We start from the raw sequence: 18,090 nt of genomic DNA, 5'->3' as shown, positions 1-18,090 counted from the left end.
TAGTCTATTGCAAATCTCAATCACGCTGAATCATTTCAGATAATGGTTATGAAAGCATAAAAAAGAACGAGCAGAGAAGATATGATAAGGATCTTTAGAAATTTACCCTACCCTATACTACTGCATAGGGTATATTTTTGCGTCTCAAAAAAAAAAAAAACGGAGAGACATTAGCAGTAAATAAATTCACTTTTATGGCCATACTTTGGTTAGCCACCGCATGAAAACAGAATAATTTATACTAGAACAATCTAATAACAAAAATGGAAATATGGTATTTTAAAAAGTATAAAATGCTTGTGGAAAATGATGTAATGTGCACGAAATACACCCCCAAGACTGCATAAAACCTATCACCTAGGTTTATGAGAAAAGCACACAACCCCACAAAGCACCTCAATAGATATAAAGAAGTGCGGAATAAGAAACAACTACAAGCATATTAAAGCAGAATGCTCTAATGTAATAGCTAAAAAACGCCCCCTAAAACAAACTAGGTTCTTTCCTTAATTCTAGCAGCTTTTCCACGTAGATCCCTCAGATAATAAGGCTTGGCTCTTCTAACACGCCCCTTCCTAAGCACCTCTATTGAAATAACTCTAGGCGAATAAAGCATGAATTTTCTTTCAACACCTATGCCATAGGAAATTTTCCTAACTAAGAAACTGGACCCTATACCTCGATTTCTTCTAGCAATACAAACACCTTCAAATCTTTGTACCCTTTCAGAGGCCCCTTCCAATATTTTCACGTGCACCATGAGAGTATCCCCAGACCTAAAATCAGGAATAGGACGATCTGTCATATTTTTTTGCACGTACTTATCCAGCAAATTCATTTTTTTTCTCTAAATATCTTTTCCAAATATCAGGCCGATTTTTCATAGTCTCTTCTTCAGACGCTCTCCTCCTCCAAAGTGCTATACCTTCATGATTTCCACTCGTAAGCTCAGACGGAACCTCCAAACCTCTCCAGACCCTAGGCCTAGTATAATGAGGATGCTCCAACAACCCACCGCCGGAGAACGATTCAGTCTCCGCACTATTAGGATTCCCAAGGCAACCAGGAAGCAATCTTATGCACGAATCCAGAAGCGGAAAAGCGGCAACATCCCCGCAAGAGAGTAAAAAATCACCTAAACTAACCTGTGTGATCTTATACAGTTGTATAACCCTCTCGTCAATACCTTCGAATCTACCACAAATTAAATTTAAACCATTTTTGCTTATAAAATCTTTAGCCATATCTTGATTAAACACCTTTCCTCTAGGAGAAAGGTATATAACTGGATTTCCATTTGGCAAAAAAAAACCCTCTATTGCATTACCTAGAACATCTGCTTTAATTACCATACCATCACCTCCACCGTATGGGGTATCATCAATGCGCGAATGTTTATCTTCTGAATAATCCCTTATACTCTTAGGCTCTATGCTATAAATTCCATTCCTCATAGCCCTACCAGTGACAGAATAATTTAGCGGACCTGGAAATACTTCTGGAAACAATGTAAGAATTCTAACCTGCCACACAAATATTTATTCGCATTAAAAACTTTGAGTATAATAATGTTCTGTTAAATAGATAAGTTTATATACAGCTATACAAACTTATGATCTCAAAAAGAATCGCAGATAGGAAACGAAAGATAAGACCTATCTTTTATTTATAATGTATAGCTATTTTATTTGAGGTAATAGATAATACCGCTTATATTACAACCTATTAGGCAATTCAACTCAAGTAGCTATATAACAACTTAAGCTGCACAGACGCATAAATAATACATGTATGCATACAACTAAAGCGTCATAGAAGAGTATTAATTTTGAAAATACCTTAATTATCATTTGATTAAGCTTAACAAAATTACTTTCCATCTAATCATTTTATACAGTTTTAGCTATATAATACCTATATGCTTTTTAAAAATAACAAAAAACCCCCTTATAATTCTCCCCTCAACAAGTACTTGCTCAGTGGAGGCAATCATCTACCTAATTTGAATTTAGGCTTCAAATCAATATTAAGCAGTACCCAAATACCTCCACTACAATACACACATTGACAAAACAGCCTATTCTTCCCTTAAAGCCACACTATCTCTAATCTTTTTCATATAAAAGCCCGTACCAGCTGGTATTAACCTACCAACTATAACGTTCTCCTTTAAGCCAACCAGATAATCCTTTTTCCCAGCTATCACCGCTTCTATTATAACTCTTGTTGTTTCCTGGAATGATGCTGCAGAGAAGAATGATTCCGTTTGCAATGAAGCTTTAGTAATACCTTGCAATACAGGAGAAACACAAGCCAGCTTTAATCCCTTAGATATCATGACTTTATTTTCCTTTTCTACCTCAAGCTTATTCACATGTTCACCTGCTATAAACGTAGTTGAACCGGCATCTTTAATTTCAACTTTCCTAAGCATCTGACGCAAAATGATCTCTATATGCTTATCACTTATGAAAACACCTTGTAATCTATAAACTTGCTGCACCTCATTAATCATATATGAAGCAAACGCCTGCACCCCCATAACTCTCAATATATCATGAGGCGAAGGACTACCCTCCATCAAAGTATCACCCTTTGAAACACTATCACCTTCAACAACAAGTATCCTACGTCCTCTTGGTATAAAATACTCTACAAAATGCTCAGGATTTTCATTAGATCTTACTATAAGCCTCCTTCTAGATTTATAATCTTTACCAAAGTCAACATATCCATCCATCTCAGCAATAACAGAATGTTCTTTAGGCTGCCTTGCTTCAAAAAGCTCTATTACCCTTGGCAGACCACCTGTTATATCCCTACTTTTTGAGGATTCTTTTGGTATCCTTGCCATAATACTACCAGGAGCCACCTCTTCGCCTTCAGAAACTGTCAATATAGCACTAACAGGCATATAATAATTGGCATCCAAACCATTTGATAACTTTAAAACTTCCCCATTATCATCCACAAGTACTATTTTAGGCCTTAAATCCTTACTTTTTGAAGATTTTTTACCATCTGAAACTACAAGATTAATTATACCAGTAGACTCATCATATACCTCAGAAACCGAAATACCCGGTATTATATCAACAAATTTGATCCTTCCCTGTTTCTCAGAAACTATATTGGTAGAGAATGGATCCCACTCTGCTATTTTATCACCTACTGCTATCTCATTACCATCTTTAACAAAAAGCTTAGACGTATGAGGAATTTTATATCTAGCTTTCTCAACATTGTTTATGTCAAGAATCAAAATCTCACAATTTCTGCTCATAACAACAATACCGCCTTGCGAATCAGTAATTGTATTTGCATGCACAAATTTAACCCTACCTTTATATGATGAAAGGATACTAGATTGTGCAGCAGTCCTTTGCGCAGCACCACCGATATGGAATGTTCTCATCGTAAGCTGAGTACCTGGCTCACCTATAGATTGAGCGGCAACAACTCCAACAGCTTCCCCTAAATTTACAACTTCACCAGTAGCAAGATCACGACCATAACACTTGACACAACATCCATGATCGTTTTCACATGTTATAACAGACCTGACTCTTATTGAATCTATTCCTGCTTCTTCTATAAGCTCTACCTTTTCTTCATCTATCATTTCAGATTCAGAAACTATCACCTTACCGGTAATAGGATTTTTTATTTCATTTACCGCAATCCTTCCAAGGGCCAACTGTGATATTGTGACTATAATTTCTCCCCCCTCTACTACAGGCTGTACAATAAGCCCATTCTTCGTACCACAATCGAAATTTGTCACTATACAATCCTGCGCAACATCAACAAGCTTTCTAGTCAAATAACCAGAGTTAGCAGTCTTAAGCGCAGTATCTGCAAGCCCTTTTCTAGCACCATGTGTTGAGATAAAAAATTCAAGTTCACCAAGCCCCTCCTTAAAGTTTGAAACAATAGGGGTCTCTATAATCTCACCACTAGGCTTCGTCATCAACCCTCTCATACCAGCCACTTGCTTTATTTGAGAAACAGAACCACGCGCACCAGAATCGGCCATCATATAAAGTGAATTCATCTTCTTTATAGAGCTATCTCTACCTTCCCCCCTAATGCTAGTAATCATGTCCACAGCTACCTTATCTGTACATCTAGACCAGGCATCAATAACTTTGTTGTATTTTTCACCACCGGTAATCAAGCCATTCGAATACTGTTTTTCATATTGCTTCACTTCTTCCATACAACGAGAAACATGTTCCTTTTTAGATTCCGGTATTATCATGTCATCCTTACCAACAGAAGGCGCAATCAATGTTGAGTAATCAAAACCCATTTTCATGACTTTATCTGCGAAGATCACAGTATCCTTTTGTCCGCATTTTCTATATACTAGGTCCATTAAATCTGAGACTGACTTCTTAGTCATCAGCTTATTAACAGCATCAAAACCTATTTTTGACGTTTTTGGTACTATATCATAAAGTATCACCCTACCAGGGGTAGTATCTGCAAGCACGTAACTCTCATTACCATCCACATCTATAAACCTACTTCTGCATTTTATTTTTGCATGTAGGGCAACAACACCAGAATATAGAGCATGTTCAATTTCCGATATATCAGAAAATATCATCCCTTCACCATCTTGCCCACTAAATTCTAATGTTAAACAGTATAGACCCAGTACCATATCTTTATTTGGCACAATAACTGGACTACCATTCGCAGGGCTTAATATGTTGTTAGTGGACATCATAAGCACCCTAGCCTCTAACTGAGCCTCTATTGAAAGTGGCACATGCACAGCCATCTGGTCACCGTCAAAGTCTGCATTAAACGCGCCACAAACAAGTGGATGCAGCTGTATTGCCTTACCTTCAATAAGAATTGGCTCAAATGCTTGTATACCTATTCTATGCAAGGTAGGCGCCCTATTTAAAAGCACAGGGTGCTCCTTTATAACTTCATCTAATAAATCCCAAACTTCAGGCCTTCTCATTTCGACCATCTTTTTAGCGGCTCTTAAAGTAGCGGTTATCCCATACATCTCAAGCTTTGAATATACAAACGGCTTGAACAACTCCAAAGCCATTTCTTTAGGCAAACCACACTGGTGCAACTTAAGCTCAGGTCCTACAACAATTACTGATCTTCCAGAATAATCAACCCTTTTCCCGAGGAGATTCTGCCTAAATCTACCCTGCTTACCCTTAAGCATATCAGCAATAGATTTAAACGGCCTTTTATTTGCATTCTTTAAAATTCGGCCCTTTCTACCATTATCAAACAGGGCATCCACCGCCTCTTGAAGCATTCTCTTCTCATTTTTGATTATGATATCAGGCGCTCCAAGATCAATCAGCTTACGTAATCTATTATTCCTATTAACAACCCTCCTATAAAGCTCATTAAGATCAGAAGTTGCAAATCTCCCAGCATCTAACATAACTAAAGGCCTCAAATCAGGAGGCATAACTGGTAGCGCTTCTAGAACAAAATTAGCAGGATCATTACCAGATTCTATGAATTGCTCAATTAGTTTAAGTCTTTTTACAATCTTTTTCTTCTTACTCTCAGATGTAGCCCCTTCAAGCTCAGCCCTTAATTCTATACTAAGCCTCCTTAAATCTAACTCCTGAAGCATTTTTTTTACAACTTCAGCACCAGTTCCAACTTCAAAGGTACCTTCTCCAAGTTGTTCTACAGCACTGTTATATTCGTCTTCACTAATTATTTGCCCATGCATGAATGGAGAGAGCATAGGATCAGTAATAATATATGCTTCAAAATAAAGAATCCTCTCCATATCCTTAAGTTGGATATCTAGCAATATACTAATCCTAGATGGTAGAGACCTTAAAAACCATATATGCACAACAGGGCTCGCAAGCTCTATATGCCCCATCCGCTCTCTGCGAACTTTAGACGTAGTTACCTCAACGCCACATTTTTCACATACAACTCCCCTATATTTAATCTTTTTATATTTTCCACACAAACATTCATAATCTTGCGCAGGACCAAATATTTTAGCACAAAAAAGACCATCATTTTCAGGCCTAATAGTCCTATAATTCAACGTATCAGGCTTAGTAACCTCACCATATGACCATGACCTTATTTGATCTGGGCTTGCCATAGATATAGAGATCGCATCAAAGGATCTCGCAGCGCCATCCAAAAGCTCATATCTATCTTTTAATTTACTGAAATGCTTAACTACACTAGTAAAATCCTGCCTCTCCATAAATATCCAATAAATAATATTAGTGTTTGTTTTCTTGATTAATCATTTGTATATTTAACCCAAGAGATCTTATCTCTTTGATCATCACATTAAATGACTCAGGCGTACCAGATTCAAAGGAAGTATCTCCTCTTACTATAGATTCATATACCCTAACCCTTCCAGCAACATCATCTGATTTCACAGTTAACATCTCTTGCAGTGTAAAGGCAGCACCATACGCCTCAAGCGCCCAGCACTCCATCTCACCCAAACGCTGCCCACCTGAATGAGATTTCCCACCAAGCGGTTGTTGAGTAACCAAGCTATAAGGACCAGTAGATCTAGCATGCATCTTATCATCAACAAGGTGATCTAATTTTAGCATATACATATAGCCAACTGTCACTTTACGAGAAAAATACTGCCCAGTTCTTCCATCGCGCAATAATTCTTGACCACTTGTATCCAACGAAGCCTCCATTAGCATCTTGTTAATATCATGTTCTTTTGCACCATCAAATACCTGAGTTGCAAAAGGAACACCCTTTTCAAATCTCTTAGCAAATTTTACTAATTCTTCATCAGAAAGCGAAGAAACAAACTCTGTTAAAGCTTTTCCGTTAACTAAATCATTGGAATATATCCTCAACAATTTATCTTTAAGCACATCAGAGCTTAATCTCTTCCCTTCTAGCATAAGGGCCATATCAAAAATCTGCTTTCCAAGATTCACAGCCGCCCATCCAAGATGCGTTTCCAATATTTGTCCTATATTCATCCTTGATGGAACACCCAACGGGTTCAGTATTATATCTACAGGCGTGCCATCATCTAAGAACGGCATATCCTCAACTTTTACTATCTTAGATACAACCCCCTTGTTACCATGTCTACCAGCCATCTTATCCCCTGGTTGTAATTGCAATTTCATTGCAATACTCACCTTAACTATCTTCAACGCACCCTGTGGCATATCATCACCACTTTGGATCTTTTCTACCTTTAACCTTAAAAATTCATCTAACTCCTCAACAGAGGATTTATACTTCTCCCTAATAACCGTCATCAAAGTATTAACCTCCTCATCCTCAACTGCCATACTTATAATTGAGCGCAAAGAACAAGACTCCAATAATTCCTCTGTAAGAATTGTACCAACTTTTAGAGTTTTTATATTACAATAAGAGAGCTTTTTACCAATTAAAATGGCTTTTGCACGCTTTAAAGAAAATGTTTCTAAGACAAACTTTTTATCATTTATATCTCTAGTAACCCTTTCTATTTCCTCTCTCTCAACAGATATAGCCCTCTCATCCTTCTCCACGCCCCTTCTCGTGTAAATTTTAACATCTACAACAGTGCCGCTAGCTCCAGGGGGTACTCTAAGAGAAGTATCTTTTACTTCCTTCGCCTTCTCACCAAATATAGCCCTTAAAAGTTTTTCTTCTGGGGTCAATGGGGATTCTGTCTTCGGCGTAACCTTCCCTACAAGAACCTCTCCAGCCTGAACTCTAGAGCCTATATTTACTATACCAACCTCATCTAAGTTCTTCAAAGAATCTTCACTTAAATTTGGAATATCCCTAGTTATTTCTTCTGGGCCCAACCTCGTATCCCTAGCAATCACCTCAAATTCTTTGATATGCAGGGAAGTAAAAGCACCTTCAGCTACAAGTTTTTCAGATATTATAATCGAATCTTCAAAATTATAACCATGCCAAGGCAAAAATGCTACAAGCACATTTTTACCAAGCGCAAGCTCACCATTACTAGTAGAAGCTCCGTCTGCTATAATATCACCCTTCTCTACATAATCACCAACAGAAACAAGTGGGGTCTGATTAATGCACGTCCCCTGATTTGTTTTTATAAATTTATGTAATTGATATATATCAACAGCAGCATCATACTTAGAGACTACTATAATTCTAGTTGCATCAACTTGTTCTACAACCCCAGAATTCCGAGCTACAATCACTGCGCCGGAATCACGGGCTACAACGCGCTCCATTCCAGTACCAACTACAGGAGCTTCGCTCATTAATAATGGAACTGCTTGCCTTTGCATGTTAGAACCCATCAAAGCTCTATTAGCATCATCATTTTCTAAAAACGGTATAAGTGCAGCCGCAACAGAAACCAGCTGCTTAGGAGAAAGATTGATATAATCAACATCTTCTATAAATGCAGTTATACTTTCCCCATTCTTTCTACACCCAAGTGTTTCACCAATAATCTCACCATCAGCAGAGATCTCAACATTAGACTGAGCTATAGTGTATTTCCACTCTTCTATCGCGGAAAGAAAATCTATTTGAGTAGTAACCTTTTTATTAATAACCCTGATATATGGAGATTCCAAAAATCCATATTCATTTATTTTTGCATAAGTTGCTATAGAGTTAATCAAACCCACATTGGGACCTTCAGGTGTTTCTATAGGACATATCCTTCCATAATGCGAAGGATGAACATCCCTGACTTCAAACCCAGCCCTCTCTCTGGTTAAACCACCAGGACCAAGAGCCGAAAGCCTCCGCTTATGAGTTACTTCAGCAAGCGGGTTAGTCTGATCCATAAATTGAGAAAGTGGCGATGTTCCAAAAAATTCCCTAATTACAGACATTAGAACTTTAGAATTTACAAGATCATGCGGCATAACAGCATCAACCTCAACAGAAGACATCCTTTCCATTATCGCCTTCTCCATCCTAACCATCCCTACTCTAAGTTGATTTTCAACCAACTCACCAACAGATCTTACCCTTCTATTTCCAAGGCTATCAATATCATCTATCTCACTGAACCCATCCTTAACTTTTACTAAATGCCTTATAACACCTATAATATCTTCTTTAGATAAAATTGTGAAATCTTCAGGAGAATCTACAGTACCATGCTTATAATTCATCTTCATACGACCCACACCAGAAAGATCATATCTAGCTGAATCAAAAAATGATGCATGAAGCAAATTTCTCGCCGCATCTAGTGAAACAGGCTCACCTGGCCTTACAGATTTATATATTTCACTAAGCGCACCCTCTTCATCTGTAACCTTATCCGCAAGTAATGTATTCCTTATATAAGGAAAAGTTTTATAGTGATCTATATTTAAAATTTTTATGGAGTTTATGCCGATTGCACTGAGCTTCTCGAATGAAGTTTTAGTGAGCTCCTCACCAGCATATACTATTATATCACCGCTATCATTATGAACATCTTCAGCAGAATAAAGCAACAACTCACTATCAAGCGCAACGCTCCTATATTTCCCATCAAATTGCTCGGAAAGTTTTGCAACGGCCCTGGAAGATAATCTAGTACCGGCTTTTATTATGACCTCACCAGTAGAATCCTCTAATACATCACTGTGTATCCTAATCCCTTTAAAATCCTCTGCTCGAAACTCAACTTTCCAAGAAGTGGACGAAGATTTATAGTAAGTATCTGCCGTATAGAATAAACTTAGTATATCCTTACCGCTATAACCTAAAGCCCTGAGTAAGGTTGTAACATGAAGCTTCCTCTTTCTATCTATTCTGAAAAATATTAAGTCCTTAACGTCAAATTCAAAATCCAGCCAAGAGCCTCTATATGGTATTATTCTAGCATAATATAAATACTTGCCAGACGTATTACTTTTACCATCATCTTTATAATAAAAAACCCCAGGAGATCTATGCATTTGAGACACTATAACCCTCTGTGCCCCATTGATGATGAAGGTACCAGAATCAGTCATAAGCGGCATATCAGCCACATAAACTAACTGTTCTTTTATCCCCTTAATTTCTTTAATACCAGCCTCTTCATCATTTTCCCAAACTACAAGCCTCAATACTAATTTTAAAGGCGCAGCATAGCTCATCCCTCTTTGAATACTTTCAGCAATATCATACTTTGGTGACTCTAAAACGTAACCAACGTATTCTATAGAAGCCCTCCCTTCATAATCAGAAATAGGAAAGATAGAGCGAAAAACTTGCTGCAACCCTCTATTTTGTCTGGACTCATACGGAACATCAGGTTGAAGAAAATCTTCATAAGACTTTTTTTGAACATGCATCAAATTTGGTATCTCCACACTAGAAGCAGACCTAGCAAAATCCCTCCTAGGACAAGGTTCAAAATATTTAAAAGACATAGACCAAAAAACAGAAACCAGTAAGATAACTTTTGTAAAATTACGAAAATACCTACTGTTATTTCAGCGCAACCTTTCCACCAGCGGCCTCTAGTTCTTTCTTTATTTTTTCGGCCTCTTCCTTAGAAATAGCTTCTTTTACGATCTTAGGCGCACCTTCTACCAAAGCCTTAGCTTCAGTCAATCCTAAACCAGAAATCACAACTCTAAGAGCTTTTATAACACCAAGTTTTTTACCATCCTCAATACTTGTTAACTCAACATCAAATTCTGTTTTTTCTTGAACAGCAGCAGCTTCAGCAACAGGAGCAGCAGCAACCTGTACAGCAGCACTAACGTTCCATTTCTTTTCAAGATCTGATATCAAAGCAACCATATCTTTTACAGATAAGGAGGATAAATCTTCTGTTATTTTGTTTAGATCAGCCATATCAAAAATTAAATATAAAACGAAATTTTTTAAGAAAGAGAACTAGAATACACACCCAACAACCTCACAAAGGCTGAAGGAACCGCAGACATTCTAGCAAGGAGCTCAGAACGCAAATGAGACACAGACGAAAATCTGGCCAAACTCTCGAGCTCAACATTATCTAAATTATCACTACCCATAGAACAGGATAATATTTCTAATTTACCACTAAATTCCTTTTGAGCCTTTGAAAGCACAGAAAGAATAGATAAAATATCCTCTCCATAAACCAAGGCCGTAGGACCTTTAAGTACATTCAAAAAAGACTCATAAGAAGTATCCTTCAGCGCAACTTTGGCAAGCGTATTCTTAGCAATACGATAAAAACCACCAACAGACTGAAGCTGCCTCCTTATTCCACGTATCTGGGCAGCGTTCAGCGCCCCAGGACGTAAAATAAATACGACAGGCACTGATGAAAAGAGGTCCGAAAGAGAGCGAACAACCTCTTGATTCGAAGCTTTACTCACAATAAAAATTAAAATAAATTAAACAGACAAACTACTTATATCTAAAGGTACGGAAATACCCTGAGAAGATCCTATATAGGCAGACTTTATATAAATTCCTTTCGCTCCAGAAGGCTTAGACGCCAAAATCGCGCTATAAAGCGCCATCACGTTCTTTTTTATAGCATCCACTGAAAAGCTAAGTTTAGCTATCCCAGCATGGACTATCCCAAATTTATCCGCCTTATACTCTACGTAACCAGATTTAACCCTCTTAATCATACCCTCTATATCCATAGAGACAGTACCGAGCTTTGGATTAGGCATCATACCCTTTGGCCCTAAAACCCTACCTAAAGGAGCTAGCTTTACCATTACATCAGGGGTCGCAACACACATATCAAAATTTATATTTCCAGATTTCACACTCTCTATAAGAGCCTCCTCACCAACAATATCTGCACCAGAAGCTTTTGCCCTCTCAAAATTTGCCTCAGTAGTAAAAATCGCAACTTTCACGCTTTTCCCAAGGCCACTTGGCATAGAAACAGAGCCACGCACCATTTGATCAGAATGTTTTGTATCAACACCAAGATTAAACACCATGTCAATAGTCTCGTCAAATTTAGTACAAAATTGCTCCTTATATAGACCTAATAGTAGATCTAAAGCTTCTACTAACCCATAGAGACGACCGGCCTCAACCAATGAAGCCGCCTTATTCAACCTTTTTCCAACTTTACTCACCTTCATTACCTAAAACCCTTATACCCATAGAAGTAGCAGTACCGATAACCATCTTGATAGCAGAATCCAATCTATCTACCAACATATCGCCCATCTTTTTCTTGGCAATCTCTATAATAGAATCCATTGTCACACTACCAACAAACAACCCCTTACCAACCTCCTTACTGCCTTTAGTGATATTAGCAGCCTTTTTTAACATATAGCTCACCGGCGGAAGTTTCATTATAAAAGAAAAACTTCTATCACGGTTGATACTAATTTCAACAGGTATCGGGGTACCAACCTCCTCATCCTTAGTTTGTTCATTAAACCTCTTACAGAACTCAACTATGTTTATTCCTTTAGGACCAAGAGCAGAACCTATAGGGGGGGCTGGATTAGCTTGGCGCGCAGGAATCTGGAGCTTTACTACCGAAGCCTCATTTCTCTTTTTCATAACAAATATAAAAATAAAAAATCAAACCTTTTTTACTGGACACACTTGCCAAAACTCAAGCTCAACCGGAATCTCTCTACCAAGTATCGAAACAAATACCTTCATTTTCTTTTTATCAGAATAAATCTTAGAAATCTGACCTGTAAAGCTCTCAAATGGACCATCTTTAACCAAAACAATCTGCCCCTCTTCATAAGAAGAAGACCCAGATTCAGATTTGGAACTCTGTATATTTAAAAATACCTTTTTAACCTCACTTTCAGAAACCATAACAGGCCTCTTAGAGGAACCTAGCATCCTAGAAGCGATCGGAACACTCTTTATAACAGATAAAGTCGCATCATTAAGAACCATATTAACGAATATATAACCTGGCATAAATTTCTTACCAACCCCCTTTCCGGAAGAATCAACCGGGGAAACGAAATCTATAAAGCTAGAAGACAAACCACGCTTGGCAGCCTCAACCTTTATACCCTCTATCAACCTATCCTCACGACCAGAGGTGGAATTTATTATGTACCAACGAGCAGACAAAACTATAAACCCTTAAGACCAAGAAACAAATTTATCAACCAATACGACGCTGTATCAGAGAGGAAGAAAACCAAACCCGAAATACCAACCAAAATGGCTACAAACACCGAGGAAATAGCAACTTCCCGAGGAGTCGGCCAAGAGACAAGTTCAGCCTCATGCTTAACCTCCTTCAAAAACTTAAGCCACTTCATTAGAATGCCCGAAGAAAAACAAGAAGAGCGCATGATAATACTAAGCGCCCCAATGTCAAGTACCGCAAATTGCTTCACAAGCTTAATTTCCAGAAAATCTCACAAATAACGCCAACATACCTAATATAAAAACTATAAATATAATGATGCGCAAAACAGCTAGACTTGATACGCGAAAATACCAAAGACCGCAATACCCAACAATAACTTTAATTAGGTATTTGGTATATATTTAGCAAAATGTTACATAAAATTATTATGCATAAATTCTGAACCAATCACAAAAGAGTAAAACCACCCAAAATCAATTAATTCTTGATGCACCAAAATATCCATCTCGAACAAAGCATGATTCCAGCAAACTATACCATTAAAACCCTCAAGCGCTTTTACAGCTTAGACAAAAGAACCCGAAACATTCTTTATTTATAAGAACTACAAACTTACCCCCTAATCAGCAAGGGCCATGTCATATTTTGCATTATACCAAGCTCCTCATGACTTGCTAATCGAATCCAATTTTGCATTTTCAACAAATCTAACTAGATGATCTACAATCCCATAAGCACTAGCAACATCTATTGCAGAGCAGCATATTACTGTACAATTAGCTACAGATCTAATTTCCGCTATCTTAAGCTCAAGCTCGGCAGATGAGATAGAATCCATCTTATTAAGCAATATAAGCTCCGGTTTTCTCAACAGCTCCTCATTGTATAAATGCATTTCATTTCTCACAACTTTATAATTTGTAACAACATCCTGTGATGAATCTATTATATGTAATAACAACCTACATCTCTCCACATGTTTTAAAAATCTATGCCCCAAACCTACTCCGGCACTAGCCTTTTCTATTAACCCCGGAAGATCTGCAATAACCAATTCTTCATATCCAACTTTTAAAACACCAAGATGCGGTACCAGAGTTGTAAATGGATAATTTCCAATTTTTGTCTTAGATCTAGTAATCGCAGAAAGTAGCGTAGATTTACCAGCATTTGGCAAACCAAGTAATCCAATATCAGAAAATAGCTTAAGCTTTAAGAGCAATTCCATTTCTTGACCAAGCCAGCCTTTTGTACAAGTTGATGGAGCTCTATCAGTAGAGCTCTTAAATCTAATATTACCCAAACCACCACCACCACCTTTTGCAATAACAACAGCATCATCTGGAGCGCACATATCCACCAGCATAACATCTTCATCTGCAGTAAAGATTTGGGTGTTTATCGGAACATCCACAAAGAGCGCTTTTCCAGCAGCACCAAATCTAGCTTTTCTAGAGCCACTAAAGCCATCTTCGGCTTTAAATTGCCTCTTATATCGGAATTCGCTTAATGTATTTAACCCATCCTTAACTCTTAATATAACATCTCCACCTCTACCACCATCTCCACCATCAGGGCCACCAAACTCCACATACTTCTCCCTCCTAAAACTACAAGCTCCACGACCACCATCCCCGGCTTTAACGTATATCCTGGCCTCATCCAGAAAATCCATAAAAAATACATAGATAAATTTATGTAGGCAATTATATCAGCAGTTCTTTTCTATGTATATCATCGAATCTAATAGCTTCTTTACCTGGTACTTATCAACAGTCTTTGTACCATTTTTCATATGGATCTCTACGTTTAGAGATCCCTCCAAAGCGGAACTTTCATAAATTATATCGTTTAGTATTGCCTTATCCTGCATAGAGCTAAAAGTGTTTGCACCACGCAATTTTGGCCTTAGCTTATGCTTGATCTTACCTACATGCACAAAAACATCACCAACCTCCCCAAAAAGAACATCTTCAGAAAGGTTTACACTCAGCGAAAAACACCCATCTTCTATATAGGAAAGAGCTAGTAATGAAGTCAAGTAACCATCAGCTTTATCCAAAAAAGGCTTAGATACAGTATGACACGCACCAACTTTCCCATCACGAAAAGTAATAAGAACATCCCAATTTTCAAAACTCTTCGCCTTAAAGAACTCCTCAGAATACGAGTAAGAGGAAAGAAGAAAAGCAAAGATTAGAAAAGACAAAATTTTCCACATTTACCAGAAAGCTTTGTAAATTTACAACATCAAATTACACCTATTTCTTTTACTTTGCCATATTTTTTTGATATATAGGCCTATGGTAAAATTAATGTTTTGTAGATGCGCTCATTACCAACACTTGTGGCGGCCCTTATTTTTCTACCTTATTTGGGCCTTTCTTTGGAAACCACCGCTAAACAGGCCTTTTTGATGGAAGAGAGCACTTCCACAGAGATCTTTAACAAAAATGGTGATGAGAAAATGGCACCATCATCTATGAGCAAATTAATGACATTATATTTGACTTTTAAGAACCTCAAAGATGGCCGCATCAAACTTACAGATGAGTATATTGTAAGCAAAAAGGCCTGGGCAATGGGTGGATCAAGAATGTTTTTAGAAGAGGGGAAAAGGGTCAATGTTAATGATCTTATCCGAGGTATTATTGTTGATTCTGGAAACGATGCAAGCGTTTCTATTGCCGAGCTTATTTCTGGATCTGAGGATGAATTCGTATCAGAGATGAATATCTTAGCAACTAAGATAGGGCTTACTGGATCATATTTTAAGAACGCAAGTGGCTGGCCTGATAAAGAGCACTTAATGACAGCTAGAGATTTAGCTATATTAGCAAGAGCAATAATTAAAGATTATCCCGAATATTACCATTACTTCTCGGAAAAAGAGTTTAAATATAATAATATTACCCAGCAAAATCGTAATAACTTATTAGGCAAATTTGGTGTTGATGGCCTTAAGACAGGAACAACAGATACTGGTGGCTTTGGCGTGACTTTAAGTGCTAAAAAGAATGATGTTAGGGTAATTGCTGTTATTAACGGCCTCAAGACAACGCGCGAAAGGGAGCAAGAGGGAGCCAAGCTTATTTCTTTTGCCCTTAATAATTTCAAAAATCTTAAATTAATTTCTAAAGATTATATAATGACAAAATTAGCCATATGGTATGGCAAAGAGGGTAATGTACCAGTCACAGTACAGGAAGATGTAGGTGTTTTTGTGAAAAATCACATAAATAGCCAAGATATAAAAATATTATTTGCACATGAATCTGTAATAAGCGCACCAATTGCAAAAGGCCAAGTTCTTGGTTCATTTATAATAAATTTAGATGGAAAAAATCTGAGGACAGTTCCCGCTATCGCACAAAAAGATATAGACGAAACATCAATTGTTGGAAAATTCGCGCAAAATGTGAACAAATTATTAGTAGATGGCAAAAATCAATAAATGGGTTACTAGAAGAGAAAAAGATCCATATATCGCACGCTCTAATGTTGATGGCTACAGATGCAGATCCGCATATAAGCTACTAGAAATAAACCAAAAATTTCATATCTTTAAAAAAGAACGAAGACAAATTATCTTAGATGTTGGATGCGCGCCAGGTGGTTGGTTGCAGGTTCTAAAATCTCATTCATGTAGTGGCTCAACTATAATAGGAGTAGATTTAAAGGAAACTAAGCTTGAAGGCGTTAAGATTATTTGTGGAAACTTCCTTTCTGATGAAATAAGAAAAAGTCTGTGTGAGGCAAGTGGCGGCTCGAAGTTTGATGTTGCATTAAGTGATATGGCCACAAATTCAACTGGAGATGCAAAAATAGATCAATTAAGAAATTTTGAACTAGTAGATTCTTTTATAGATTTTGCACTCTTATATCTAACACAATGTGGCCATCTAATCGCAAAAATCATGTGCGGAGAAGGTGATAAGACCTTGCTTGATAAGACAAGAGCTCATTTTAGAGAGGTAAAAATTTATAAGCCAAATTCAAGTTACAAAGATTCTGCAGAAAAGTATTTGGTGGCCATTTCAAAAATTAAATAATATGTACACACCACTTTTATCCGATTAAACAAATGCTGGACGTTTTATATATAGCCTTACTTTCATATATTTGTGGCTCCATACCATCTGGTCTGATATTAGGGCTTGTACTAAACAAAGGAGATATTAGAAATAGTGGATCTGGTAATATAGGGGCAACAAATGCAGTACGAGTAGGTGGAAAATTCTTTGGGTTACTAGTTTTTATATTAGATTTTTTAAAAGCCTTTATCCCAACATCCATAGTAGCATATTATTACAAAGATAGCTTTTACACATCTATATCAGCATTATCCATTATAGGGCACATTTTTCCAATTTGGTTAAAATTTAAAGGCGGCAAAGGAGTGGCTACTTCATTTGGTTATATTGCAGCTATTAATTTTTATATATTTTTACTAACACTATCAATATGGGTAGCAATCTTTCTAAAAACTAGAATATCATCCATTGCCTCGCTGCTAAGCATTATCTCACCTGTTATTATTTCGCTATTTTATGAAGATATGTACATATTTACTTCTTGCATATCTATTGCAGCCTTAGTATATTGCAAGCATATTTCAAACATTATGCGCTTGACTAGTGGGAAGGAGTGGCGCTTTTGAGTATGGGAGTGTGTGTTTGGGCGTGTAGGGCTTCTTGCTACTTGCGCCCTTTCATTTTTTATGAGTTTTGAATTACCGCTAGATAGATCATAGTAGAGTCTCGGATATACAGATGCTTCACCCACAATTCTAACATATTAAAAATATTAATTTACTGTTCATGAATGACTTCATATTTCTATATGTATTCAGAAAGCGGATATTTATCCCTTATATTAAAATCGCATTAATGATCATAAAGTTTTAGGACATTCTATTATTTTGCCTATGGTTTCTAAATATGAAACTATAGGCACTGTTAACAAAGGTTGTATTTAATAGATGCTAAAGCTATAAAGGCAAGGAAAGAGAGATCGGATTTCTCAAATCGTAATGCTAAGCGTCGATTTTCTTTGAGTTTAGCGAA

General features: G+C 37.2%; 15 protein-coding genes. 3 read left to right on the top strand and 12 right to left on the bottom strand.

Annotated elements, in window-relative coordinates; genetic code table 11:
- Positions 1–493: 493 nt before the first annotated feature.
- The 12 genes from rplS to Cyrtocomes_RS00890 all read right to left on the bottom strand — a co-directional run bounded on the left by rplS (position 494) and on the right by Cyrtocomes_RS00890 (position 15,245).
- Positions 494–838, bottom strand: coding sequence for a 50S ribosomal protein L19 (gene rplS / locus Cyrtocomes_RS00940; RefSeq protein WP_322497341.1), 345 nt, complete (start codon positions 836–838; stop codon positions 494–496).
- Positions 822–1,532, bottom strand: coding sequence for a tRNA (guanosine(37)-N1)-methyltransferase TrmD (gene trmD, locus Cyrtocomes_RS00935; RefSeq protein WP_322497340.1), 711 nt, complete (start codon positions 1,530–1,532; stop codon positions 822–824). Before trmD ends, rplS begins: the two co-directional genes overlap by 17 nt.
- Positions 1,533–2,077: 545 nt before the next feature.
- Positions 2,078–6,226 (bottom strand): DNA-directed RNA polymerase subunit beta', encoded by a 4,149-nt coding sequence (rpoC, locus tag Cyrtocomes_RS00930; RefSeq protein WP_322497339.1) that lies wholly within the window; start codon positions 6,224–6,226, stop codon positions 2,078–2,080.
- A 19-nt stretch (positions 6,227–6,245) separates the two neighbouring features.
- Positions 6,246–10,355 (bottom strand): DNA-directed RNA polymerase subunit beta, encoded by a 4,110-nt coding sequence (gene rpoB, locus Cyrtocomes_RS00925; protein WP_322497338.1) that lies wholly within the window; start codon positions 10,353–10,355, stop codon positions 6,246–6,248.
- 58 nt (positions 10,356–10,413) lie between these two features.
- Positions 10,414–10,785 (bottom strand): 50S ribosomal protein L7/L12, encoded by a 372-nt coding sequence (gene rplL, locus Cyrtocomes_RS00920; protein WP_322497337.1) that lies wholly within the window; start codon positions 10,783–10,785, stop codon positions 10,414–10,416.
- Between the two features lie 29 nt (positions 10,786–10,814).
- On the bottom strand, positions 10,815–11,297 hold the full coding sequence (rplJ, locus tag Cyrtocomes_RS00915) for a 50S ribosomal protein L10 (protein ID WP_322497336.1): 483 nt from the start codon (positions 11,295–11,297) through the stop codon (positions 10,815–10,817).
- 18 nt (positions 11,298–11,315) lie between these two features.
- Positions 11,316–12,023, bottom strand: coding sequence for a 50S ribosomal protein L1 (rplA, locus tag Cyrtocomes_RS00910; protein ID WP_322497335.1), 708 nt, complete (start codon positions 12,021–12,023; stop codon positions 11,316–11,318).
- A complete protein-coding gene (gene rplK / locus Cyrtocomes_RS00905; RefSeq protein WP_322497334.1) occupies positions 12,016–12,462 on the bottom strand; it encodes a 50S ribosomal protein L11 in 447 nt (148 codons plus the stop codon). The genes rplA and rplK overlap by 8 nt, the downstream gene beginning before the upstream one ends.
- Before the next feature lie 21 nt (positions 12,463–12,483).
- Positions 12,484–12,999, bottom strand: coding sequence for a transcription termination/antitermination NusG family protein (locus tag Cyrtocomes_RS00900; RefSeq protein WP_322497333.1), 516 nt, complete (start codon positions 12,997–12,999; stop codon positions 12,484–12,486).
- Positions 13,000–13,001: 2 nt separating this feature from the next.
- Entirely contained in the window at positions 13,002–13,193 is a 192-nt protein-coding gene (gene secE / locus Cyrtocomes_RS06095) for a preprotein translocase subunit SecE (protein ID WP_410519686.1), read from the bottom strand.
- A 495-nt stretch (positions 13,194–13,688) separates the two neighbouring features.
- Positions 13,689–14,699, bottom strand: coding sequence for a GTPase ObgE (obgE, locus tag Cyrtocomes_RS00895; protein ID WP_322497332.1), 1,011 nt, complete (start codon positions 14,697–14,699; stop codon positions 13,689–13,691).
- 36 nt (positions 14,700–14,735) lie between these two features.
- Positions 14,736–15,245: a hypothetical protein gene (locus tag Cyrtocomes_RS00890; RefSeq protein ID WP_322497331.1), complete on the bottom strand. Its 510-nt coding sequence runs from the start codon at positions 15,243–15,245 to the stop codon at positions 14,736–14,738.
- A gap of 105 nt (positions 15,246–15,350) precedes the next feature.
- Between Cyrtocomes_RS00890 and Cyrtocomes_RS00885 the strand changes: the two genes are divergently transcribed.
- From Cyrtocomes_RS00885 to plsY, 3 genes are read left to right on the top strand one after another with little or no spacing between them, the layout of a single operon-like run.
- Complete coding sequence (locus Cyrtocomes_RS00885; protein ID WP_322497330.1) at positions 15,351–16,478, top strand: D-alanyl-D-alanine carboxypeptidase family protein; 1,128 nt, start codon at positions 15,351–15,353, stop codon at positions 16,476–16,478.
- Entirely contained in the window at positions 16,462–17,076 is a 615-nt protein-coding gene (locus tag Cyrtocomes_RS00880) for an RlmE family RNA methyltransferase (RefSeq protein WP_322497329.1), read from the top strand. The genes Cyrtocomes_RS00885 and Cyrtocomes_RS00880 overlap by 17 nt, the downstream gene beginning before the upstream one ends.
- A gap of 32 nt (positions 17,077–17,108) precedes the next feature.
- Complete coding sequence (gene plsY, locus Cyrtocomes_RS00875) at positions 17,109–17,684, top strand: glycerol-3-phosphate 1-O-acyltransferase PlsY (RefSeq protein WP_322497328.1); 576 nt, start codon at positions 17,109–17,111, stop codon at positions 17,682–17,684.
- Positions 17,685–18,090 lie beyond the last annotated feature (406 nt).

The organism is Candidatus Cyrtobacter comes, assembly GCF_034470605.1.
GTDB classification, from domain to species: Bacteria; Pseudomonadota; Alphaproteobacteria; order Rickettsiales; family Midichloriaceae; genus Cyrtobacter; species Cyrtobacter comes.
This window is presented reverse-complemented; position numbering and strand designations above follow the sequence as displayed.